This is a genomic window from Actinospineispora spinosispora DSM 44797, assembly GCF_000429025.1.
GTDB classification, from domain to species: Bacteria; Actinomycetota; Actinomycetes; order Mycobacteriales; family Pseudonocardiaceae; genus Pseudonocardia; species Pseudonocardia spinosispora.
In genome coordinates, this window is sequence record NZ_AUBB01000048.1 from 1 (window position 1) to 22,430 (window position 22,430).

24 protein-coding genes are annotated in these 22,430 nt (G+C 69.7%); 11 read left to right on the forward strand and 13 right to left on the reverse strand.

Annotation, left to right across the window (positions count from 1 at the left end; all coding sequences use genetic code 11):
* Nucleotides 1-1,042: 1,042 nt before the first annotated feature.
* Nucleotides 1,043-2,230 (reverse strand): lactate 2-monooxygenase, encoded by a 1,188-nt coding sequence (locus G406_RS0120270; RefSeq protein ID WP_037077568.1) that lies wholly within the window; start codon nucleotides 2,228-2,230, stop codon nucleotides 1,043-1,045.
* Nucleotides 2,231-2,268: 38 nt separating this feature from the next.
* On the opposite strand from G406_RS0120270, the gene G406_RS0120275 reads away from it, so the two are divergent.
* Nucleotides 2,269-3,054: a DUF427 domain-containing protein gene (locus tag G406_RS0120275; protein ID WP_028935226.1), complete on the forward strand. Its 786-nt coding sequence runs from the start codon at nucleotides 2,269-2,271 to the stop codon at nucleotides 3,052-3,054.
* 6 nt (nucleotides 3,055-3,060) lie between these two features.
* Here the strand turns inward: G406_RS0120275 and coaA are convergent, their stop codons facing one another.
* The 5 genes from coaA to G406_RS0120300 all read right to left on the reverse strand — a co-directional run bounded on the left by coaA (nucleotide 3,061) and on the right by G406_RS0120300 (nucleotide 6,604).
* Nucleotides 3,061-4,050 carry a type I pantothenate kinase gene (coaA, locus tag G406_RS0120280; RefSeq protein ID WP_245607174.1) on the reverse strand — a complete coding sequence of 330 codons (990 nt, stop codon included), beginning with the start codon at nucleotides 4,048-4,050 and terminating at the stop codon, nucleotides 3,061-3,063.
* Nucleotides 4,051-4,125: 75 nt separating this feature from the next.
* Nucleotides 4,126-4,506, reverse strand: coding sequence for a hypothetical protein (locus G406_RS0120285; RefSeq protein WP_028935228.1), 381 nt, complete (start codon nucleotides 4,504-4,506; stop codon nucleotides 4,126-4,128).
* Nucleotides 4,503-4,748 (reverse strand): ribbon-helix-helix domain-containing protein, encoded by a 246-nt coding sequence (locus G406_RS0120290; protein ID WP_028935229.1) that lies wholly within the window; start codon nucleotides 4,746-4,748, stop codon nucleotides 4,503-4,505. Before G406_RS0120290 ends, G406_RS0120285 begins: the two co-directional genes overlap by 4 nt.
* A gap of 82 nt (nucleotides 4,749-4,830) precedes the next feature.
* Nucleotides 4,831-6,003, reverse strand: coding sequence for a DUF418 domain-containing protein (locus G406_RS0120295; protein WP_037077576.1), 1,173 nt, complete (start codon nucleotides 6,001-6,003; stop codon nucleotides 4,831-4,833).
* Nucleotides 5,996-6,604: a hypothetical protein gene (locus tag G406_RS0120300; protein ID WP_051342410.1), complete on the reverse strand. Its 609-nt coding sequence runs from the start codon at nucleotides 6,602-6,604 to the stop codon at nucleotides 5,996-5,998. The genes G406_RS0120295 and G406_RS0120300 overlap by 8 nt, the downstream gene beginning before the upstream one ends.
* Before the next feature lie 143 nt (nucleotides 6,605-6,747).
* On the opposite strand from G406_RS0120300, the gene G406_RS48340 reads away from it, so the two are divergent.
* Nucleotides 6,748-7,974, forward strand: coding sequence for a sensor histidine kinase (locus G406_RS48340; RefSeq protein ID WP_064742979.1), 1,227 nt, complete (start codon nucleotides 6,748-6,750; stop codon nucleotides 7,972-7,974).
* The gene (locus G406_RS0120310) at nucleotides 7,971-8,618 is read left to right on the forward strand and encodes a response regulator (protein WP_028935232.1); all 648 of its coding nucleotides are present in this window, start codon (nucleotides 7,971-7,973) and stop codon (nucleotides 8,616-8,618) included. Before G406_RS48340 ends, G406_RS0120310 begins: the two co-directional genes overlap by 4 nt.
* 3 nt (nucleotides 8,619-8,621) lie before the next feature.
* On the opposite strand, the gene G406_RS0120315 is transcribed toward G406_RS0120310, so the two are convergent.
* Nucleotides 8,622-9,605 carry a helix-turn-helix transcriptional regulator gene (locus G406_RS0120315; protein ID WP_028935233.1) on the reverse strand — a complete coding sequence of 328 codons (984 nt, stop codon included), beginning with the start codon at nucleotides 9,603-9,605 and terminating at the stop codon, nucleotides 8,622-8,624.
* A gap of 61 nt (nucleotides 9,606-9,666) precedes the next feature.
* Here G406_RS0120315 and G406_RS48345 point away from each other — a divergent pair, with 61 nt between their 5' ends.
* The 5 genes from G406_RS48345 (at nucleotide 9,667) to G406_RS0120340 (ending at nucleotide 14,637) form a co-directional block, all read left to right on the forward strand.
* The gene (locus G406_RS48345; protein ID WP_156935016.1) at nucleotides 9,667-10,266 is read left to right on the forward strand and encodes a DinB family protein; all 600 of its coding nucleotides are present in this window, start codon (nucleotides 9,667-9,669) and stop codon (nucleotides 10,264-10,266) included.
* Between the two features lie 545 nt (nucleotides 10,267-10,811).
* The gene (locus G406_RS0120325) at nucleotides 10,812-11,279 is read left to right on the forward strand and encodes a PPOX class F420-dependent oxidoreductase (protein WP_028935234.1); all 468 of its coding nucleotides are present in this window, start codon (nucleotides 10,812-10,814) and stop codon (nucleotides 11,277-11,279) included.
* A gap of 82 nt (nucleotides 11,280-11,361) precedes the next feature.
* Nucleotides 11,362-12,699, forward strand: a complete 1,338-nt coding sequence (locus tag G406_RS0120330; RefSeq protein WP_028935235.1) for a hemolysin family protein — start codon at nucleotides 11,362-11,364, stop codon at nucleotides 12,697-12,699.
* Nucleotides 12,696-13,754: a hemolysin family protein gene (locus G406_RS0120335; RefSeq protein WP_028935236.1), complete on the forward strand. Its 1,059-nt coding sequence runs from the start codon at nucleotides 12,696-12,698 to the stop codon at nucleotides 13,752-13,754. The genes G406_RS0120330 and G406_RS0120335 overlap by 4 nt, the downstream gene beginning before the upstream one ends.
* A 10-nt stretch (nucleotides 13,755-13,764) precedes the next feature.
* Nucleotides 13,765-14,637 carry a hypothetical protein gene (locus G406_RS0120340; RefSeq protein WP_028935237.1) on the forward strand — a complete coding sequence of 291 codons (873 nt, stop codon included), beginning with the start codon at nucleotides 13,765-13,767 and terminating at the stop codon, nucleotides 14,635-14,637.
* A 27-nt stretch (nucleotides 14,638-14,664) separates the two neighbouring features.
* On the opposite strand, the gene G406_RS0120345 is transcribed toward G406_RS0120340, so the two are convergent.
* From G406_RS0120345 to clsA, 6 genes are all read right to left on the reverse strand, one after another.
* Nucleotides 14,665-15,243 (reverse strand): MerR family transcriptional regulator, encoded by a 579-nt coding sequence (locus tag G406_RS0120345; protein WP_051342412.1) that lies wholly within the window; start codon nucleotides 15,241-15,243, stop codon nucleotides 14,665-14,667.
* A gap of 60 nt (nucleotides 15,244-15,303) precedes the next feature.
* Complete coding sequence (locus G406_RS0120350; RefSeq protein ID WP_028935239.1) at nucleotides 15,304-15,777, reverse strand: bifunctional nuclease family protein; 474 nt, start codon at nucleotides 15,775-15,777, stop codon at nucleotides 15,304-15,306.
* A 163-nt stretch (nucleotides 15,778-15,940) separates the two neighbouring features.
* Complete coding sequence (gene ftsR / locus G406_RS0120355; RefSeq protein ID WP_037077570.1) at nucleotides 15,941-16,663, reverse strand: transcriptional regulator FtsR; 723 nt, start codon at nucleotides 16,661-16,663, stop codon at nucleotides 15,941-15,943.
* On the reverse strand, nucleotides 16,660-17,142 hold the full coding sequence (garA, locus tag G406_RS0120360; protein ID WP_028935241.1) for a glycogen accumulation regulator GarA: 483 nt from the start codon (nucleotides 17,140-17,142) through the stop codon (nucleotides 16,660-16,662). Before garA ends, ftsR begins: the two co-directional genes overlap by 4 nt.
* Nucleotides 17,143-17,230: 88 nt before the next feature.
* Nucleotides 17,231-17,620 carry a glycine cleavage system protein GcvH gene (gene gcvH, locus G406_RS0120365; protein WP_028935242.1) on the reverse strand — a complete coding sequence of 130 codons (390 nt, stop codon included), beginning with the start codon at nucleotides 17,618-17,620 and terminating at the stop codon, nucleotides 17,231-17,233.
* A complete protein-coding gene (clsA, locus tag G406_RS48350) occupies nucleotides 17,617-18,219 on the reverse strand; it encodes a cardiolipin synthase ClsA (RefSeq protein WP_037077572.1) in 603 nt (200 codons plus the stop codon). The genes gcvH and clsA overlap by 4 nt, the downstream gene beginning before the upstream one ends.
* 132 nt (nucleotides 18,220-18,351) lie before the next feature.
* On the opposite strand from clsA, the gene G406_RS0120375 reads away from it, so the two are divergent.
* The 3 genes from G406_RS0120375 (at nucleotide 18,352) to G406_RS0120385 (ending at nucleotide 21,902) form a co-directional block, all read left to right on the forward strand.
* Nucleotides 18,352-18,867 carry an OsmC family protein gene (locus G406_RS0120375; protein ID WP_028935243.1) on the forward strand — a complete coding sequence of 172 codons (516 nt, stop codon included), beginning with the start codon at nucleotides 18,352-18,354 and terminating at the stop codon, nucleotides 18,865-18,867.
* Between the two features lie 63 nt (nucleotides 18,868-18,930).
* Nucleotides 18,931-20,310 (forward strand): FAD-binding oxidoreductase, encoded by a 1,380-nt coding sequence (locus G406_RS0120380; protein WP_037077574.1) that lies wholly within the window; start codon nucleotides 18,931-18,933, stop codon nucleotides 20,308-20,310.
* A 23-nt stretch (nucleotides 20,311-20,333) separates the two neighbouring features.
* The gene (locus G406_RS0120385) at nucleotides 20,334-21,902 is read left to right on the forward strand and encodes an acetolactate synthase large subunit (RefSeq protein WP_028935245.1); all 1,569 of its coding nucleotides are present in this window, start codon (nucleotides 20,334-20,336) and stop codon (nucleotides 21,900-21,902) included.
* Nucleotides 21,903-22,430 lie beyond the last annotated feature (528 nt).

Genomic DNA, 22,430 nt, shown 5'->3' on the forward strand with positions numbered 1-22,430 from the left:
CTCTGCGAAGTCACCCCGGGCGTTACGCGTGTGACAGGTGGGGTGATCCTGGGGTCGGGGCACGTGCACACAATGAGCGCGGTGCACCCGGAGACTGTGGGAGGCGACGCAGCCGTGACCAATTCCCCGCGATCCTGGCCAAGACCTGGCGTGGCCAGGATCGCGGAGATGGAGATGGTGTGCGTGCACGCCCCTCGCGGTGGCGAGCCGATGGCGCCTTCTTTGCGCATTGGGCTGCGCCCTCGCGCGATCGCGTAGCCCCAGGAGTCTCTGTGGTCACTTCTGTCACGCCTCGCAGAGCTACGTGTTGCGTCGCAGATGTTGGAACATGTGCGACGCGACATGAGCCTCTGCGAAGTCACCCCGGGCGTTACGCGTGTGACAGGTGGGGTGATCCTGGGGTCGGGGCACGTGCACACAATGAGCGCGGTGCACCCGGAGACTGTGGGAGGCGACGCAGCCGTGACCAATTCCCCGCGATCCTGGCCAAGACCTGGCGTGGCCAGGATCGCGGAGATGGAGATGGTGTGCGTGCACGCCCCTCGCGGTGGCGAGCCGATGGCGCCTTCTTTGCGCATTGGGCTGCGCCCTCGCGCGATCGCGTAGCCCCAGGAGTCTCTGTGGTCACTTCTGTCACGCCTCGCAGAGCTACGTGTTGCGTCGCAGATGTTGGAACATGTGCGACGCGACATGAGCCTCTGCGAAGTCACCCCGGGCGTTACGCGTGTGACAGGTGGGGTGATCCTGGGGTCGGGGCACGTGCACACAATGAGCGCGGTGCACCCGGAGACAGTGGGGGGCGACGCAGCCGTGACCAATTTCCCGCGATCCTGGCCAGGACCTGGCGTGGCCAGGATCGCGGGGATGGGGGTGGTGTGCGTGCACGCTCCTCGTGGTGGCGAGCCGATGGCGCTTTCTTGCGCATTGGGCTGCGCCCTCGCGCGTGCACTTAGTCCCAGGAGTCTCTGCGGTTGCTTTTGTCACGCTTCCCGAGCGTTACGCGCGTGGCTGGTGGGGTCACCTCGTGCGCAGAGTGCTCACGTCAGGGGCGGCCTCGCACCAGGGCGTCTGGCGTCAGGGTGGTTGCGTCCGCGTGGCCGGACAGGCCCAGGGTTATGTCCAGCTCGGTGAGCAGGCAACGCAGGACGTGGCGGATTCCGTGCTGGCCGGCCAGCGCCAGACCGTAGACGTACGGGCGTGCCAGCAGCACCGCATCCGCGCCCAGCGCCAGTGCCTTGAACACGTCCGCACCGGTTCGGATACCCGAGTCGAACAGCACCGCGGCCTGTCCGGCGACCTCCGCCACGATGCCCGGCAAGGTGTCCAGCGCGGCCACAGCGCCGTCGATCTGCCGTCCCCCATGGTTGGAGACCACGATGCCGTCCATGCCCGCCTCGATCGCTCTGCGCGCGTCGTCGGGATGCTGGATGCCCTTGAGCAGGATCGGGCCTTCCCAGTGCTCGCGCAGCAGGTCCAGCCGGTCCCAGCGCAGCGCCGTCCCGGTGAACATCGGGACCCACCGGCCGACCGCGGCCATCAGGTCGTCCTCCGGTGCGACCGCGAGCCCAGCGCGGAACGCCGGGTCGGAGAACGGGATCGCCGTGCCCACTCCGCGTAGGAACGGCAGGTAGGCCTGGTCGAGGTCCAGCGGGCGGTAGCCCAGCGTCCAGGTGTCCAGCGTGACCACGAGCGTGCTGTACCCGGCGGCCTTGGCGCGGCGCAGCAGGCTGATCGTCACCGCGTCCTCGGTCGGCCAGTACAGCTGGAACCAGCGTGCACCGGGGCCGGATGCCTCGGCGACCTCTTCGATCGTGTACGAGGACGCCGTGGACAGTACCGTCGGCAGGCCCAGCTCGGTGGCGGCCCTGGCCACCGCCAGCTCACCGTCGGGATGGACGATCGACTGCACGCCGATCGGGGCCAGCAGCACCGGAGCGGTCATGTCGGTACCCAGCACGGTGGTCGCCAGGGTGCGCTTGGTCGCTTCGCGCAGCATCCGGGGCACGATGCGCCAGGCGTCGAACGCCTCCCGGTTGGCCCGCATGGTGGCGCCGCTGCCCGCGCCGCCCGCCACGTAGCCGTACGGGCCCGCGTCCAGCTTCTCCCGCGCCAGCTGCTCCAGCGTGGTCAGGTCGGTCGGCAGAGCAGGCACCGCCCCGCTCAGCCCACCGAGGTAAATCTCGGCCTGATACGCGGTGGCGGGAACAGAATCCGGCGCTGGCGTGGTCATAGGGGGAGGCTAGTAGTCGCGCCCTGAGGAGGACGACCGTGACCCTGACCCGACTTCCCGGCCCGTTGGCCGGCACCGACGACCTGCTCACCAACTACCGGATCGACGGGCCGAAGCACCGCCTGCTGATGCAGCCGTTCCCGCGCAGGGTCCGCGCCGAGTTCGCCGGCGAGACCGTCCTGGACACCCGCGACGGGGTGCTCGTGCACGAGACCGGCCTGCTCCCCCAGCTGTACGTCCCGGAAGCCGACCTGCGCACCGACCTGCTCGAGGCGACCGACCTGCACACCCACTGCCCGTTCAAGGGCGACGCGTCCTACCGCTCGATCCGGGTGGGCGACCGGGTGGCGGAGAACGCCGTGTGGCACTACCCGGAGCCGATCTCCTCGGCGTCCTGGCTGAGCGGCTACGCCGCGCTGTACTGGTCGGCGCCGGACCGCTGGCTCGACGAGGACGACGAGGCCGTCGGGCACCTGCCGGACCCGTTCCACCGAGTCGACATCCGCGCCACGAGCAGCCGCGTACGGGTGCTCGCGGGTGACGTGGTGGTCGCCGATTCGACCCGCGCGCTGCTGCTGTCCGAGACCGGACTGCCGAACCGCTACTACCTGCCGGCCGAGGACGTCCGCGAGGAGCTGCTGGTACCGACCGAGACCAGGACCGTCTGCCCGTACAAGGGCTGGGCCAGCTACTGGTCGCTGCGCACCGGCGACACGGAGATCGCCGACGTGGCCTGGGGCTACCAGGAGCCCCTCGACGAGTCGGCCCGGTTGCGCGGCTACCGGAGCTTCCTGCACGACGAGCTGACCACCGAGGTGTCCTGAAGCGCGTCAGAGCTTGCGCAGGCGGACCCTGGTCACGGCGTGGTCGCGGCCCTTGCTGAGCACCAACGTCGCCCGGCCTCTGGTCGGGGCGATGTTGTGCTCCAGGTTCGGGCCGTTGATCTCGTCCCACAGCTGTTCGGCACGAGCGACGGCGGCCGGCCCGTCCAGGTCCGCGTAGCGGCGGAAGTACGAGGCAGGGTCACGGAACGCGGTCTCCCGTAACCTCAGGAACCGGCTGATGTACCAGCGCCGCACGTCGTCGGTTGCCGCGTCCACGTACACCGAGAAGTCGATGAAGTCGCTGACCGCGAGGCCGCTCCGGCGGCCGGTGCTGCTCGGCTGCGCGGGTTGCAGGACGTTGAGGCCCTCCAGCAGCAGGATGTCCGGCCTGCGCACCAGCACCGACTCCTCGGGCACGATGTCGTACACCAGGTGTGAGTAGACCGGCGCCCTCACGACGTCCTTCCCGCCCTTGACCTCGGTGACGAACCGCAGCAGGGCCCGCCGGTCGTAGGACTCCGGGAACCCCTTGCGCGCCATGAGCCCTCGGCGTTCCAGCTCCGCGTTGGGGTACAGGAAGCCGTCGGTCGTGATGAGCTCGACGCGCGGGTGGTGCGGCCACCTGGCCAGCAGCGTCCGCAGCAGACGCGCGGTGGTCGACTTACCCACCGACACCGAGCCCGCGATGCCGATGACGAACGGGGTGCGCGCGGGCTGACCACCGAGGAACGTCCGGTAGGCCCGGTACAGCCTGCCGCCCTCCTGCACGTGCAGGTTCAGCAGCCGGGACAGCGGCAGGTACACCTGGCGGACCTCGTCGAGATCCACCTCGTCGCCGAAGCTTCGGATCTGGTCCAGCTCGTCGGCGGTCAGCGGCAGCGCTATGGACTCGCCAAGGCGCGCCCAGGACGCTCGGTCGAAGTCGACGAAGGGCGACGACGACCGAGAGCCGTTGGTGGTCAATTGATTGACCCGCTGCGTCATTGCCTCGGCCATGGCCGAACGCTACCCGCGCTCGGTACCGGAATCCGACCCCTACGGGGTGTGATCTGTGCGTCGGCTGCGACTGGGTTAGGGAAGCTCCTCGGCGGGAACTTCGACATTGAACTCTTTGTAGCGGGTCGCGTCGGTGGTCACCAGCGGCCAGCCACGGCGCTGGGCGCACGCCACCGCGTGGGCCGCTTCCAGGTCACCCGGCTCCAGCTGTCCGACCGCCCGCGCCCGGTCTGCGTCGAGATCGTCGATCACCGTGTTCGGCAGCCTCAACAGCACTTCGAGAGCGGGATGGTGTTTGTCCTCCAGCTGGGACCACGCGGCGGCAACAGCCGCCGAGGGCAGCACCAGCACCATGTGTTCCTCGACGACGGTCCACACCAGGGCGGCCGCGTAGACCGATCGCTGCGAAGCGAAGGCCATCACGGCGGAGGCATCGAGTACGCGCCCGCCGATCACGCGACTTGCTGACCCGCCGCGGGAAGCCCCAAGTCGCGCCGGACCGCATCCAGCGCCTCCTGCGGAGGTCGACCTCCCAGGACGCGCTCCAGCTCGATCAGTGCCTGATTGCGCTCCATCTGGCTACGGAGCGCGTCGGCAACGAACGCCGAGAGGCTCGCCGCGGCTCCGCTACGGACCGCGGTTCGAGCGTTGGCCACCAGCTCAGGCGGCAAGGTGACCGTTATCCGCTCGGATCCCATGTGTCGGACATTACCGGAGTTCAAACACCCTGCGACAGCGGGTACTCACGTGAGTGTTGAGACTTGGCCGATTTGCGCCATGTCACCCGACCCGAGCGTTTCGCGTGTCCTTGCGCGAAACAGCCATCGGCCGCTGGTAGGCCCACTGCCAGACGATCTCCAGTGGTCCTCGTTCATGGCGTCCGACCCACACCGTCGCCAGTACGGCAAAGCTCAGGCTGATGCCGGCCCACAGGCCGATCACCCACCACGGCCGGTATCCGGACAGGGTGTCCGCCAGCCCCAGCCCCCAGCCGTAGCACAGCGCGCTCGCCACCAGGTTCTGGAACACATAGCAGGACAGTGCACAGCGACCCACCGCCGCGAGCGCCCGTCGACATCGGCCGGGCGCCTCTCTGTGCCGTAGGGCGATCGTGGTCACCAGTCCGAGCAGCCCAAGAGCCACGATCGGCGGCAGCAGGTAGCGGTCCAGCAACACCCATCCCGGTCCGGCCAGACCGGTCGCCAGATTGAGCGGCGCCGCGACCAGCAGACCCGCGATGATCAGCCGGGTACGGATGAGCTGTCCCCGGTCGGAGTCGGCAAAGACGCCGGCTCGCAGCAGCCGGGAGCCCGCCAGGAACAGCACCACGGCGGACGGTACGATGATCACGGCCTCGGCGCGGAGCAGCAGCGCGTTGTCCATCCGCATGAGGACCTGCGCGAAGTAGCCGCCCTCGCTGTACAGCCGAGGGTCGACGCCCGGTATCTGAACGCCCTGCCCCGGCGAGCCGCTGAGCAGGACCGCCGTGCCGAGGCTCAGAACCGCCACCTGGGTGACCCCCAGCACGATCATGACCGCCCGGACCGCACGATCGCTGCGTCCCACGAGATAGGCGACCACGAACGAGGTGATCGCGTACGCCATCAGCACGTCACCCTCGAAGACCAGGACGAAGTGCAGGGCGCCCTCGATCAGCAGCAGCGCGGACCGCCAGAGGTACCAGCCCGGCCAGCGCGCCCCCCTTCGGCGCGCTGACCGGTACTGCAGCTCGAGACCGACGCCGAACAGAACGGTGAGCAGCCCGAGGAACTTCCCGTTGGCGAGAGAACGCAGCAGCAGCTCGACGGTGTCGCCGACCGAGCCGGTGCGCGGAACGTCGGCGAAGAAGCCGACGATGCCGCCGGGATCGGTGAAGATCCAGATGTTGGTCCCGAGGGTGCCGATGATGGCCACGCCGCGAAGCAGGTCGAGGGACTCGATGCGGTCAGCCATCGTGCGCACCCGGCCGCAGTACCTCGCGGACGCTCACCCACACCGGCCAGCCGATCAGCCAGACGACCAGGACCACGGTCAGGTGCCGCATCGAGCCGAACAGAGCGTCCACCCTGCTGTCGTCGCCGACCATCGCGACCAAGCCCAGCATGATCGCGCAGGACAGCACCCAGGCGAGCGCGAAGCGACCCCATTCCTGCCATTCGTAGCGAACCCGGGCCCACCCCGATGTGGGTGGACGGTGCGGCTCGGGCCCTCCGGCGAACCGGTGCGCGATCCGCTGGTCCGCCCAGCGCACCATCCGGTGTCCGAAGACGACCGTGACGCCGACGTAGGTCGCGGCGAGACCGTGGCTCAACCGTGCCTCTCCACCGGCACGCAGGTCGATCACGGCCGCGACCAGCACGATCAGGTCGACCACCGGCAGTCCCCAGAGCAGCACCGTCGACAGCGTGCGCAGGCGCAGCAGGTAGCGCACGGCCAGTGCGAGAGCGAGCAGTACCCAGAAGCCGATCTCCCCCGCCGCGATGACCGTCAGCACCGGGTTGGCGGCGAAAAGGTCGGTCGCGGCGGCGGCCCGCCCGTCGAAGAGGTTCACCATGCTCCACAGGCTGGCCGGAGGAGGATGCCCGCGTCGTCGCCTGACCTCACCAGATCCCGGTCATCATTTCGGAGGACGATCACGGCGATCGGGTCCGGCCTCGGCAGGACGAGAACCGGCCGTCGTTGTGCTGTGATGAGGTCGTGCATCACGCCCCCGCCCTGGCCCGACGGCTGATCCAGCCGCCGTGGCGGGACGTACTGATCGCGGTGGGGGTCTTCCTCGGCGGCCTGCTGTTGTACCTCGCGGACATGTACACGCTGCGGGTCGAGCCGGCCGGTACGCCCTGGTGGCGGCTGGGGCTGCTGGCGGCGGGGTCCGCGACGCTACTGATGCGCAGGAACCACCCCGGCCTGGCCCTCGCGCTCGGCGCGCTGCCCGTCACCGCCGACCTCGTGCTGGGGCTGAGCCTCCCGATGTCGCTCGTCGCGGGCGACGTCCTGTACTCCGCGACGTTGAACGGGTCCCGCGCGTTGAGCAGGACCCTGTTCTTCGCCACGGTCGCCAGCCCGATCGTGACGTTCGTCGTGGCGCTCGTCCTGCTGCCGAACTGGCGCACGGCGATCCCGCTGACCGTGGGGATCGTCGCGCTACCGCTGATCGCGGTCGGCTGGGGCCGGGAGGTACGCCGCCACCGCGAGGTCGCCGACGCGGAGCGCACCAGGTCCGGTCAGCTCGCCAGGATCGCCGAGCTGGACCGGCAGGCCGCGATCGCCGAGGAACGTTCCCGCATGGCCCGTGACCTGCACGATGTCATCGCCGGTCACCTATCCGCGATCGCCATCCAGTCCGAGGCCGTGCTGTCGGTCGCCGACCGGGACCGCGAGACAGTGCACGCGGTGTTGCGTTCCGTGCGGGAGAACAGCATCGAGGCACTCACCGAGATGCGCGCGATGATCGACCTGCTGCGCGCGGGCACCGGCCACGCCGACGACCCGCCGACGGCGCCCCCGCGTCTGGTGGAGCTGGACCGCCTGGTGGAGTCCGCGCGGGCCGGCGGCCTCAGGGTGACCCGGACCGACGACCCACCGGTCGACGGCCTTCCCTCGGTCGTCGACCTGACCGCATACCGGATCGTGCAGGAGGCGCTGACCAACGCGGTCAAGCATGCGGAGGGCGCACGGGCGGACGTGACGGTCCGGCGCGACGGCAGCCGGCTGCTCATCGAGGTCACCAACGAGCTCCCCCAGGGCGTCAGCACCCGGGCGGCACCGCCCGGTGGCGGGACGGGGCTGACCAGCATGCACGAACGGGCCGCGGCCCTCGGCGGAACCCTCGACGCGGGCCGGCACGGCGCCGGCTGGCGGGTCCGCGCCCGGCTCCCGGTACCGCCGACGGACAGAACCAGCGACGAGAAGGTGCAGACGTGACGGTCAAGGTGCTGGTGGCGGACGATCACGGCGCGATCCGGGCCGGCCTGGTGCTCATCCTGCGTGCCTCACCCGGCATCGAGGTGGTCGGCGAAGCGGCGGACGGCGCGACCGCCGTCCGGATGGCGCGCACTCTGCGCCCCGACGTGGTGCTGATGGACGTCCGGATGCCCGGCACCGACGGCATCGAGGCGACCCGCCAGCTGGTCGGCGACGGGGTGTGCGAGGTGCTCGTCCTGACCACGTTCGATCTCGACGACTACGTGTATGCCGCGATGCGCGCCGGTGCCGGCGGGTTCCTGTTGAAGTCCGTCGAGGCACCCCGCCTGGTCGAGGCCATCCACCAGGTCGCGGCGGGCGAGGGCGTGCTGGAGCCGAAGATCACCCGACGCATGATGACCGCCTTCGCGGCGTCCTCCCCCGTCCCCGTGACACCACCCCGGGGGTTGGCCGAGCTGACCGAACGCGAGTCGGAGGTGCTGGCCTGCCTGGGTGAGGGGTTGTCCAACGCACAGATCGCCCGCAGGCTGTTCATCGGTGAGACGACGGTCAAGACGCACGTCTCCCGGGTGCTGACCAAGCTCGACCTCCGGTCCCGGGTACAGGCGGCGATCCTCGCCCAGGAGCACGGACTGGTGCCCTGAGCTTCAGGTTCCGTAGCGATCCAGCAGCTGCCGCGCGATCGTCGCGATCCGGTCGCGCAGCTCGGGCGGCGCCAGTACCTCGACCTCGACGCCGAGGCGCAGCCACACCGACTCGGCGTGGCGGACCGACTCGATGGGCACGGTGGCGGTGATCCAGCCGTCGGCGTCCGGCTCGGTCGCGGTGTCCTGGACGGCGCGTGCCTCGGTCGAGCCGACCAGCCACTCCACCAGCTGCACGCCTCGCGGTGAGAGCCGGACCGTCGCGCTGCCCCGCCACATCGCGGCCTTGAGCTCGGCCGAGCGCTGTTCCCAGTACCCGGCCAGCGAGAAGTCCGGCGGACGGGTCGCGGCCTCGGTCCGCCGGGTCAGTTCGAGCACCCGGGCCACCCGGTAGCTGCGCGGGCCCGGTTCGGCTTCGTCCGAGCGCGTGGCGACCAGGTACCAGACGCCCGCCTTCAGTACCAGGCCCAACGGGTCCAGCTCGCGGTCCCGGATCGTGCGGTCCCACCGCTGGTATCGCACCGAGATCCGGGTACCGGACCAGACCGCGTCGGCGATCGCCGCGAGGAACGGGGTCGGCTGCGGATCACGGAACCAGCCGGGTGCGTCCAGGTGGAACCGTTCCGTCGCGCGGGTCGCACGATCCCGCAGGTCGGCCGGGAGCGCGGCGCCCAGCTTGAGCTGGGCGGCCGCGAGGGCGCTGCCGAGACCGAGCTCCGCGGCCGCTCCTGGCACCCCGGCGAGGAACAGCGTGTCTGCTTCGTCGCCGGTCAGCCCCGTCAGCCGGGTCCGATAGCCGTCCAGCAGCTGGTAGCCGCCGAGCGGCCCCCGGTCGGCGTAGATCGGCACACCGGACGCGCTGAGCGACTCGACGTCCCGGTACACCGTCCGCACCGACACCTCCAGCTCGGCCGCCAGCTCGGGCGCGGTCATCCGCCCCCGGTTCTGCAGCAACAGCAGAAGGGACAGCAACCGACTCGCGCGCATGACCCAAGTCTGACGCAGTACCTGTCAGAAGATGTCAGGTATGTGCTCGAAGCTCTGTGTCATGAGCATCCCCGAGCAGACCCTCTTCGGCACCGCCTGCCAGGCCCTGAGCACCGTGATCGGCCAGATCGGCGCCGAGGACTGGGATCGTAAGACCACACCGAGCGGCGGCTTCCCCGGCCGCATTGTGCGCGAGGTCGTGGCATCGCACGCCAAGGAGAACCGCTGGGTCGGCCATGTGCTGGCCGGCGGCACGATCGAGGACGGAACGACGCTGTACCCCGAGTACCCGGCGGACCTCAGCGGTCCGGACGCGGTCTCGGCGTGGCACGAGGTCACCGCCACCGCGGCCTCGGACGTGCTCGCGCTGGACGATCCTTCGCGGCCCGTGCACCTGTCGTTCGGCTCGTTCGGTGACTTCACCGCGCGGGACTACCTGCAACAGGTCATCACCTACCACGGGTTCGAGACCTTCGACCTGGCCCGGCTCCTCGGCCTCGACTCCACGCTTCCTTCCGATCTGGTGGCGGGGTTGACAGTGATCATGTCCGAGGTGGCTGAGCAGTGGCGGACGTGGGGAGTCTTCGGGCCCGAGGTGACTGTCTCCCCGGACGCGAACGCTCAGGCGAAGCTCCTGGCTTTGTCAGGCCGCACCCCCTGAGTGCCCACGCCCCCGGTCCAGCACCACCGCGAGTCGCGGATTCCATCACCGCGAGTCGCTGGATTCCGTCAGCGCGAGTCGCTGGATTGTGCGGCGTCGGGGCGTCCCCGCTGGCCGTCCAGTGTCTTGGCGTGGTCGGGCGGTATCAACCCCCGGCTTCGCCGGCCTCGCGCTCGTTCCTGGTTGCACGCCGTTCGGGGGCGAGGGTTCCGGGTTGACACCGCCCGACCACGCCAAGTGCGGGCCAGGATCGCGGGGAAGGGAGCAGTGTGCGGGCTCTTTCGGCGGGGCTGCGGCCGCGGCCTGTGGCGCCTTGTTGGGTCACGGCTGCGCCGCGCCCCTGCGTCCGGCGTGCAGTGCGTGCCCCGGGCGTGCGGTGCGTGCCCGGGGCGCACTTCGCCGCCAGCGTCCCAACCGTCACGCCAGTCACATCTCGCAGAGGCTCGTGTTGCGTCGCAGATGCTGCAGTGTCTGCGACGCAGCGTGTGGATCTGCGAAGTCAGGGGTCGCCAGCGGAGAACCGGTGCACGCCATACAGTGCAGGCATGGCACCTACGATCGCCCGTGCGGATCGCGTGGACCGCGCGGCACTCACCGAGTTCCTGTCCACCCGTCACCACGCGTTGCTGATCACCGACCGCGCCGACGGCGGGGTCCAGACCTCCCCCGTGACCTGCGGTGTCGACTCCGAGGGTCGCATCGTGGTGTCCACTTACCCGGCTCGGGCCAAGGTCACCAACATCCGGCGGACCGGCCGAGCCTCGGCCTGTGTGCTGTCGGACGAGTGGAACGGGGCGTGGGTCCAGGTCGACGGCACCGCGGAGGTTCTGGACCTGCCGGAGGCGCTCGACGGGCTTGTCGAGTATTTCCGATGCATCTCCGGGGAGCACCCGGACTGGGACGAGTACCGCGACGCGATGCAGCGCCAGGGCAAGAGTCTGATCCGGCTGACGATCGAGAAGTGGGGACCGATCGCGACCGGCGGCTTCCCGCCGGACCGGGCACCCGCCTGAGGGTCTGACCGGCGCCCGTACACTGGGGGCTTCCCTAGGAGGTCTCCACCCCCCGTGCCCCCGCCCTGTTGAGCGATTCATCATGAGCACGCTCTGGTCGGTTCTCGGAGTACTCGCGGTACTGGCGCTCACGTTCGCCGCCGCGCTGTTCGTCGCGGCCGAATTCTCCCTCACGACCCTCGAACGCAGTCAGGTCGACTCACACGTCAACGAAGCCGGTGATCGGCGTGCACTGCAGGTGCAGCGTGCGCACCGGACGTTGTCGTTCCAGCTGTCCGGTGCGCAGCTCGGCATCACCATCACGACCCTGATCACCGGCTACATCGCCGAGCCCGCATTGTCGGTGTTGATCACGCCCCCGCTCGAGGCGATCGGGCTACCTGACGGGGCGATCGCTCCGGTCAACCTGACGATCACCCTGGCGCTGGCCACCGCGTTGTCCGTGGTGTTCGGCGAGCTGGTCCCGAAACACCTGGCGATCGCTCGTCCGCTGCCCACCGCGCGCGCGGTGGCGGGTCTGCAGACCGGGTTCAGCCGTGCCTTCCGGTGGCTGATCAACGCGCTCAACTCGTCGGCCAACTGGCTGGTGCGCAAGCTCGGCGTCGAGCCCGCCGAGGAGCTGCGGTCGGCCCGGTCGCCGGACGAGCTGCGCGCGCTGGTGTCCAGCAGCGCCGAGCACGGCACCCTCGACGAAGGCACCGCGATGCTGCTCGCCAGGGCGATCCGGTTCACCGACCGGGTCGCCGAGGACCTGATGACTCCGAGAGTGCAGGTCAAGGCACTGGAAACGGATGCGACCGTGGCGGACCTGGTGGCCACCTCGCTGGAGACCGGGTTCTCCCGGTTCCCGGTCTACCGCCACGACCTCGACGAGATCCGGGGCGTCGTGCACGTCAAACAGACCTTCGGGGTACCCGCCGACCAGCGTGCGAGCACCACGATGGCCGAGCTGGCGCGGCCGGTGCTGACCGTGCCGGACTCGTTGGACGGCGACGCGCTGCTCGGTCGGCTCCGCATGGGCGAGTCGGAGATCGCGATCGTCGTCGACGAGTACGGCGGAACGGCGGGCATCGTGACGCTGGAGGACCTCGTCGAGGAGATCGTCGGCGACGTCAGGGACGAGCACGACCAGGCCGGTCCGAGCCCGGTCCGACAGCTCGGGCAGGACGGCTGGCTGGTGTCCGGGCTGCTGCGCGGCGACGAGCTGGTCGAGGCGACCGGCTTCGTGCTGCCCGAAGGCGACTACGAGACGATCGCCGGCCTGCTGCTGGAGCGGCTCGGGCGCATCCCGGAGGTCGGCGACTTCGTCGACGTCGACGGGTGGCGCCTGACCGTGATGCGCAGGGAACGCAACCGGGTCGCCGAGCTCCGTCTGGCCCGGCGCACCTCGCTGAACGGACCGTCGGAGCTTCACCGATGAGCGAGTTGGTCGCAGTCCTCGTCTCGGTGCTGCTGCTCGCCGGCAACGCGTTCTTCGTCGGCGCGGAGTTCGCGGTGATCAGTGCCCGGCGCGACCGGCTGCTCGCGATGGCCGAGGGCGGCAGCGCCGGAGCCCGCTCCACCCTGCGCGCCGGGGAGCACCTGCCGTTGCTGATCGCCGGAGCGCAGCTGGGCATCACGCTGTGCTCGCTCGGCCTCGGCCGCCTCGGTGAGCCTGCCGTGGCGAGCCTGCTGGAGCGCCCGTTCGCGCTGCTGGGGCTGCCCAGCGCGATCCTGCACCCGATCGCGTTCACCCTCGGCCTCGGCATCGTGGTCGTCCTGCACACGGTGATCGGCGAGATGGTTCCGAAGAACCTCGCGATCGCCGGCCCGGAACGTGCCGCGGTGATCCTGGTGCCCGCGCACTACGCGTTCTGCCGCTTCACCAGCCCGGTGCTGTCGCTGTTCACCGCCGCGGCGACGGTCGTGCTGCGCCTGGTCAAGGTCACGCCCAGGGAGGAGATGGACAGCGCCTACACCCAGGCCGAGTTCAGCGAGATGATCGCCGACTCGCGCCGGGAAGGCCTGCTCGACGATCAGGAGAGCAGCCGGCTCACCGAGACGCTCGGTTCCACCGGGCGCACGGTGGCCGACGTGATCGTTCCGCTGGACCGCGTGGTCACGTTGCCCGTGTCCCCCACCGTCGGCGACGTCTCCGCGGCGGTCGCACAGGTCGGGGTCTCCCGCTTCCCGTTGAAGGACGGCTCCGGCCGCCTCGTCGGCTACCTCCACGTCAAGGACGTGCTGCCCGAGCTGGACGACCCGACGGCGGTCGTGCCGGCCAGCCGGGTACGCGGGCTTCCGGAGATTCCCTGCGACGCCAGGCTCGACGACGCACTCGCCGCGCTGCGCAGGTCGCAGGCGCACCTGGCCAGGGTCGTCACCGACCGGGGCGGCGAGACCGTCGGTGTGGTCTCCATGGACGACCTGGTCCAGTACTACGTGGGAGCGGTGCGCGCGGACCCTTCCGGCACCTCATCCGGCCACGCGTCGTAGGTTCGACGTCGTGCAGGTGTGGGACGAGCCGACCTGGCGTGCTCGCCAGTACGCGCATCGGGAGCGGGTGAACCGGTGGACGCAGCCGCACCGGGAGCGTCGCCGCGAAGGCCGGCCGCACCCGGTGCTGGATTTCCTGTTCACCTACTACTCGTTCCGCCCGAGCAGGTTGGAGCGCTGGCACCCCGGCCCCGGGGTGGTGCTCGGCGGCGACGCGGACGAGTTCCTCGGGACCCCGGGCTACCGCCGGGTGAGCGACGGAGTGGTGTTCGACCCGGTGCTGTTGCCGGACAACCGCCGGACGACGGCACGATTCGTGGTGTCGCTGCTGAGAGCTACGGCGTCCCGCCCGGCTCGCTTGAGCTGCTTCGGTCTGCACGAGTGGGCGATGGTCTACCGGGACGACTCACCGCGCCACGAGCAGCTACCGCTGCGGCTGGGGTCGGCCGGCACGGACACCGTCGTCGAGTCCCTGCCGGTGCGCTGCACCCACCACGACGCGTTCCGCTTCTTCACCGCCCCGGCTCGGCCGCTCAACGCGACCTTCCCGACCAGGGAGGGCCAGGTGGACTCCGAACAGCCCGGGTGTCTCCACGCGACGATGGATCTTTATAAGTGGAGTTACAAGCTCGCCCCGGCGACACCCGCTGAGCTGGTCGCCGACTGCTTCGAGCTCGCCGCGCGGGTCCGGGAGATGGACATGCGCGCCAGCCCCTACGACCTCAGCGAGCTGGGCTACTCAGCGGTCCGGATCGAGACGGCGGCCGGCCGCGCGGAATACGTCCGTGCGCAGTCGGAGTTCGCCGAGGCCGCGGTGCCTCTGCGTGCCAGGTTGATCGAGTTCGCGGAACGTCTCACGGAGCCGTCACCAGCGGTTCAGTAGCTGGCGTCAATCACCCGCGGGTGGGTCTCAGCTGATGCGCTTCGTCGCCCGACGCCTGCTCAGCTCGTCGGTCGGGGTCTCCTCGATGACGAGCCCGTCGGCGCGCTCGGCCGGGAACTCCTTGATCGTGCCGCTGATCTCACGCATCGCACCGCCGATGGCGATACCGAACACACCCTGACCACCCTGAAGCAGGTCGACGACCTCTTCGGGCGACGCACACTCGTAGACCGTCGTACCGTCACTGAGCAGCGTGATCCCGGCCAGGTCCCGAACACCTCGTGCCCTCAGGTGGTCCACGGCCAACCGGATGTTCTGCAGTGACACACCGGCGTCCAGCAGCCGCTTCACGACCTTCAGTACCAGGACGTCCTTGAACGAGTACAACCGCTGGGTGCCGGAGCCGGAGGCGCTCCTTATGGTCGGAACGACCAGCCCGGTCCGTGCCCAGTAGTCCAGCTGCCGGTAGGTGATACCCACTACCTGGCAGGCGGTCGGGCCTCGGTAGCCGCTGAGCTGGTCCGGCAGCCCGTCCGCCAGATCCGCGCCGGGGAACAGCTCGCCCTGCCCGGCCGGCTCGTCAGGGGCTTCGAAGTCCATAACCATGACCGTAAGAGGAGGTCACCGCGCGGTCAACGCGACGCGCGGGAACCGTGAAGGGGAACTTCAGGGTTGAGCCCCACGAAAATCCTCCGGCGAGACCGAATCGAGGAACTCACGGAACTTCTCCACCTCGTCCTCCTGCTCATCGGGGATGATCAGGCCGGCCTCGGCGAGGACGTTCTCCTCGGCGTGGATCGGAACCCCCACCCGCAGCGCCAGCGCGACCGAGTCACTCGGCCGGGCGGACACTCGGGCACCTCCGTCGAACACCAGCTCGGCGAAGAAGGTGCCTTCCTGAAGATCCGTGATGCGAACCTGCTCGAGGCGGCGACCCAACGACTTGATCACGTCTTTCAACAAGTCGTGAGTCAGTGGCCTCGCCGGTTTCACACCCTGTTGCTCGAGTGCGATAGCGGTAGCCTCGACCGAACCGATCCAGATCGGAAGGTAACGGTCGCCGTTGGTCTCCCGCAGTAGAAGAATGGGCTGGTTTGCGGGTAGCTCTACCCGAACACCCACCACGCGCATCTCACTCACGCGTCTCGCCTCCCTCCCCGACGGGGACTAGCACCACCTGATCGGCCCAGCGCTGGAACCTGTGGTCGGGTCGGATCCGATGGACCCTGATACATGAAGACGCTACACGGGCTAGCGGCGGTTCGCGCGCCGTCTGGCGACGGAAAACCGCTCTGGCCCAGATTCATCGAGGAAGACCCTCCCGCAGACCCACACGGATCAGCAGAGCGTGCAGTCGCACCGACAGACCGGCCATCTCGCGGAGCAGATCCTCGGCGCGCGCGGCGGCATCCGGGTCACGCTGCCTCGCCACGGGCCCGACCACCTGCTGCAGCAGACCCGTCTCACGGTCCGCCGCCGCGCGGAAGGCCCGCAGATGCCTCGGCTCGATACCGAACTCGGTCAGCGCACTCGCGGTACGAGCGAGCGCCACGGCGTCCACGTCGTAGAACCCGGACTGGCCGGACCGGACGATGCCGTACTGCTCCAGCGCGGCGAGCATCGACGAACTGATCTCGGCTTCGCTGAGCAGGTCTTCCCGGGTCAACCGGACCTTCGTCGGAGCGCTCACCTGCTCAGGTTCCCCGCTGGGGACCACAACCAGTGGACGCGACTCGCCCGAGTTCACTCGATCTCGGTCGTCCAACTGTTGTTTGATCACCTTCAGCGGAAGGTACTGATCGCGCTGCGCCGCGAGGACGAACCGCAACCGGTCGAGGTCGTCACCGGAGAACTGCCGGTAGCCCGACGCGCTCCTGGCCGGGGACACGAGACCTTCCGATTCCAAGAAACGAATCTTGGAGATGGTCACGTCCGGGAACTCACCCCGGAGCCGGTCGAGCACCGCGCCGATGCTCCACCGGCCGTCCTCGGAACCACGCCCCCTCGACCAGTGCGGGGCGGTCACGTGGTCCCCTGAACGCCCCCCTGACCGGCATCTCTCGGGCCGGTCAGGAAGACCAGCCGAAACTTGCCGATCTGCACCTCGTCGCCGTTAGCTAGCACTGCGGTGTCAACCGGTTCGCGGTTTACATAGGTTCCGTTGAGGCTGCCGACGTCGACAACCACGAACTCACCGACGTCACGCCGGAACTCGGCGTGGCGACGCGACACGGTGACGTCGTCGAGGAAGATGTCGCTCTCGGGGTGCCGTCCCGCGCTCGTGGTCGCCTGGTCCAGCAGAAAGCGCGAACCCGCGTTCGGCCCGCGCTTCACCACCAGCAGGGCAGAGCCGGGGGGCAGTGCGTCGACACCCGACACCGGCTGCTCCGGTGCCGGTGCGGCCTGTGCCTCGCGTTCCTGGAACTCGGTGAAGTCGGCGCGGAAGACCGACGTGGTCTCCGGGGATCGCTCCGGTGGTACACCGGGCCCGTCGTTGCTGGTCACCTCGGGGTCTCCTCCTGCGCGGTGTCGAAGTGGGCCGCACACACGGCGGCGGCTGGGGTTGCCCCCAACGTACCGCGCGGCCTCTTGGTCAGGACTGGTCGGTCAGCGAGCGGTAACCGGAGGCGTCGAGCAGACCTTCGAGGCTCTGCTCCACCGGCTCGTCGAGCCGCAGCTCGAACATCCAGCCGACGCCGTAGGGCTCCGCGTTGACCAGCTCGGGTTGGTCGGCCAGTGCCTCGTTGGCCGCGACCACCTCGCCGCTCAGGGGCGCGAAGAGCTCGGAGACGGACTTGGTCGACTCGACCTCGCCCACCGCGACTCCCACGACGATCCGTTGACCGACCTCAGGAAGCTCCACGAACACCACATCACCGAGCTGACGCTGGGCGTAGTCGGTGATGCCCACCCGAACCACGTCATCAGCGGTGACTCGGACCCACTCGTGGGCATCGGTGTAGCGCAAGTCCTCTGGGATCACCCGGTTAGCCTATCGAGGTCGTCGGACGGGGCTGGCACCGGTCGGCGCATCGCCCGCGCGAACTGCACGAGGTAGACGAACGCCGACCACAGGTACAGCGCGCCGCCCCAGGCAGTGAAGGCGTACCCCAGCGGAAGCGCGATCGCCGCGAGTCCCGACCGGCCCTGTGCCAGCAGCAACAGCGGGAACGCGTACAGCAGGTTGAAGGTCGCGGCCTTACCCAGATAGGTCACCTCGAACGGCCGATAGCCCCGCCGTCGCAGGATTCCCACGCACACCGCGAGCACCACGTCACGGCCTACGAGGGCCGCCACGACCCACCACGGCACGATCCCCCGGATCAGGAACGCGGCGAGCGTGGCGAGGATGTACAGGCGGTCCGCGGCGGGGTCGAGCATCTCACCGAGCTTGCTGTACTGGTCGAGCCAGCGGGCCGCCTTGCCGTCCAGCCAGTCGGTGAAGCCGGCGACCATGAGCACCAGCACGGCGTACCCGTCCGCGTGCGGCCCGAGCAGCAACCACAGGAACAACGGCACACCCGCGAGCCGAAGCATGCTCAATGCGTTCGGCACGGTCCAGACCCGTTCGTCCCCAACCACGGCCTGAGCGTAGCCCGCCCCACACCACCGGCCCGCTGACACAGACCGAGTACACGCCGCACAGAGGCTCGAGCCTCTGTGCGGCGTGTACTCGGTCTGTGCGAGCTCAATTTCTGATGCAGACTCGAGTCCATGGATTCCGCGAAGCTCAGGGAAGTTCAGGGGCCGCTCAAGGCCCAGTACCGCGAAGAGCCCACCAGTGCCGTCGTCACGCTGAAGGCCGATGGGGAGCTCGACGGCACGGGGATCGCCTGTCGGGTGCAGACCGCGACCGCGCTCGCCGAGGCCGGGCTGCATCCGGCCACCGGTGGGGACGGCACCCAGCTGTGCTCCGGCGACATGCTGCTCGAGGCGCTCGTCGCCTGTGCCGGTGTGACGCTGCGCGCCGTGGCGACCTCGCTCGGGCTCGAGGTGTCCGGCCGGGTGCACGCGGAGGGCGACCTGGACTTCCGGGGCACGCTCGGGGTGGCGAAGGACGCTCCGGTCGGGTTCCGCGACATCCGCATGACCTTCGACCTGGACACCTCCGCCTCCGAGGAGGAACAGGCCACCCTGCTGAAGCTCACCGAGCGGTACTGCGTGGTGCTGCAGACGCTGCGCTCCGCTCCCCCGACCGACGTCGTGATGCGGGCCAACACGGCAGGCTGACCGGGTAGGGTCGGATTCCTACCCGGCAGTAGGTTCCACTCGGGGCGAGCGAGGAGGACGGCGATGAGCAACGACGTCATCGCGGCACTGGGCGAGGTGGTCGGTCAGGACCAGATCCTCACCGGCGACCGGATCGGCGAGGACTACGGCCACGACGAGGCGCTGTCCCAGCTGCCGAGGCCACCGCTCGCGGTCGTCCGGCCGACCAGCTCCGCCGAGGTCTCGGGGGTGCTGCGCGTCGCGTCCGCCCACGGTGTCCCGGTGACGGCGCGCGGGAGCGGCAGCGGTCTGTCCGGCGCCGCCATCCCGGAGCCCGGCGGTGTCGTCGTGTCGTTCGAGCGGATGAACCGGGTGCTGGAGATCGACGTGGAGAACCACGTCGCGGTCGTCCAGCCCGGCGTCACACTGCTCGAGCTCGAGGAGGCGACAGCGGAGCACGGCCTGGCCTACCCGGTCTATCCGGGCGAGCTGAGCTCGAGCCTCGGCGGGAACGTCGCCACCAACGCGGGTGGGATGCGCGCGGTCCGCTACGGCGTCACCCGCAGCCAGGTGCTGGGGCTGGAGGCCGTATTGGCGACCGGCGAGGTGATCCGGACCGGCGGCAAGCTGGCGAAGGCGAGCACCGGCTACGACCTCACCCAGCTGATCATCGGTTCGGAAGGCACGTTGGCGCTGGTCACCGAGGCGACGCTGCGGCTGTATCCGAGGGCGGCGCACCAGGCGACCGTGCTCGCGCCGTTCCGCACTGTCGACGAGGTCGCCCACGCCGTGCCGAAGGTCGTCACGAGCGGCGTCGGCCCCTTGATCCTGGAGTACATCGACGCACTGACGATGGCCGCGATCACCCACGCACAGCAGCTCGACCTCGGCATTCCGGCGGAGATCCGGGAGAGCGCGCAGGCCTATCTGCTGGTCATGCTGGAGGACCAGCACCAGGATCGGGTCGAGCAGGACACCCAGCAGCTGGGCGAGCTGCTCACCGAGCTCGGCGCCGTCGATCTCTACGTCCTGCCGGGGCACTCGGCGCGACGGCTCGTCGAGGCGAGGGAGAAGGCGTTCTGGACCGCGAAGGCGGTCGGTGCGAACGACATCATCGACGTCGTCGTCCCGAGGGCGTCGATCCCCGAGTTCCTGAGACTCTCCACAGAGATCGCGCAGCGGCACGGTTCGACCGTGCTCGGCTGTGGCCACGCGGGCGACGGCAACGTCCACCTTTCGGTGTTCCAACCGGACGACGAGGTGCGTTCGGTGTTGCTGCGCGAGCTGTTCGAGGCCAGCATGAAGCTCGGCGGGTTGATCTCCGGCGAGCACGGCATCGGGCGGTCCAAGAAGCGGTACTTCCTGGAGCTGACCGACCCGACGACGATCGAACTGATGCGCCGCGTCAAACGAGCTTTCGACCCCGAGGGGATCCTCAACCCCGGCGTGCTGCTCGAAGCGTGAGGCCCGACGATGGAGGACACTGGATGAACGGCGCGCAGGCACTGATCAACACGCTGGTGGACGGCGGCGTGGACGTGTGCTTCGCCAACCCCGGGACGTCGGAGATGCACTTCGTCGCCGCCCTGGACTCGGTGCCGCAGATGCGCGGCGTGCTGACCCTGTTCGAGGGTGTGGCGACCGGCGCGGCCGACGGGTACGCACGGATCGCCGGCAGGCCCGCGGCCGTGCTGCTGCACCTGGGCCCCGGGCTGGGCAACGGGCTGGCCAACCTGCACAACGCCAGGCGCGCCCACGTCCCGATCGTCACCGTCGTGGGTGATCACGCCACGTACCACAAGCAGTACGACGCACCGCTCGAATCCGACATCGACGCACTGGCGGGCAGCGTCTCGGGCTGGGTCCGGCGCACCGAGCGGGTCGCCGACGTCGCCGCCGACACCGCGGCCGCCGTCGCGGCGGCCACCGCGGCCCCCGGCCAGGTCGCGACGCTCATGCTGCCCGCCGACGTATCCTGGGGCGACGGCGCACAGCCGGCACCGACGCCCGAGCCCGCCCCTGCCGAGACCGGCACGGCGGTCCAGGACGCCGTGACCTCGGCCGCGAAAGCGCTGCGGTCCGGCGAACACACCGTCATCCTGATCGGCGGCGACGCGACCAGGGAACCGGGTCTGAGCGCCGCGGCCAGGATCGCCGAGGCAGCGGGAGCCACACTCCTGTGCGAGACCTTCCCGACCCGTCTGGAGCGCGGCGCGGGCCTCCCGGTGGTCGCCAGGCTCGGCTACCTCGCCGAGATGGCCAGCTACCAGCTGGACGGCGCGAAGCACCTGGTGCTGGCCGGCGCCAGGTCACCGGTGACGTTCTTCGCGTACCCGGGCAAACCCAGCGACCTGGTACCCGAGGGCTGCGAGGTCCACGTGCTCGCCGAGCCGACCGCCGACGCCACCTCGGCGTTGTCCGCGCTCGCCGAGGAGATCGCTCCCGGGACGACCGCGACCACGGCGGCCCCGCATCGTCCGGAGCTGCCCACCGGCGAGCTGACCGCGGAGAGCATGGCCGCCGTCATCGGCGCGTTGCTGCCCGAGCGGGCGATCGTCGTCGACGAGGCCAACACGTCCAGCTTCATGCTGCCCGCCGCAACCGAGGGCGCACCCCGCCACGACTGGCTCACCCTCACCGGCGGCGCGATCGGCTACGGCCTACCGGCCGCCACCGGGGCCGCCGTCGCGGCGCCCGATCGTCCGGTTCTCTGCCTGGAGGCGGACGGGTCCGCGATGTACACGATCTCGGCGCTGTGGACGCACGCCAGGGAGAACCTGGACATCACGACCATCATCTTCAACAACAGCGCGTACGCGATCCTGCGAATGGAGCTGCAGCGCGTCGGGGCCGAATCCGACGGGAAGCCCGGACCCAAGGCCTCTCAGCTCCTGGATCTGAGCAACCCGTCGCTCGACTTCGTGTCGCTGGCGACCGGGATGGGGGTTCCGGCTGTGCGTGCGACCACAGCGTCGGAGTTCGCTGACGCGTTGCGGGATGCGCTCGCGTCGCCCGGGCCTCATCTGATCGATGCGATCATTCCGAGCATCGTGTGAGGTTTCAATCCCCGCTGGCGCGTCAGTGTGCTTGGCGTGGCGGGCCGGCCTCAACCCCCGGCTGACGCCGGCCTCGCGCGGGTTCCTGGTTGCACGGGCTCGGGGGCGAGGTTTCAGGGTTGACCCCGACCCGCCACGCCAAGTGCCGGCCAGTATCGCGGGGATGGGGGAGCTGCGCGGCGCTTGTGTTGGTCACGGCTGCGCCGCGCCCCGCTCACGGTCTCCGGGTGCACCGCGCTCGTTGTGTGCGCGTGCCCGGTGCGCCCAAGATCACCCCATTTGTCACACGCGTAACGCCTGGGGCGACTTCGCAGAGGCTCAGGTTGCGTCGCACATGTTCCAACATCTGCGACGCAACACGTAGCTCTGCGAGGTGGGGCCAAAGTAGCCACAGAGACTCCTGGGACTGCGTGATCGCGTGGGGCGCAGCCACCTGCGGCATGCACGCACACCACCCCCTTCCCCGCGATCCTGGCCACGCCAAGTGCCGGCCAGTATCGCGGGGGAAGGGGACGCCCTGCGGCGCTT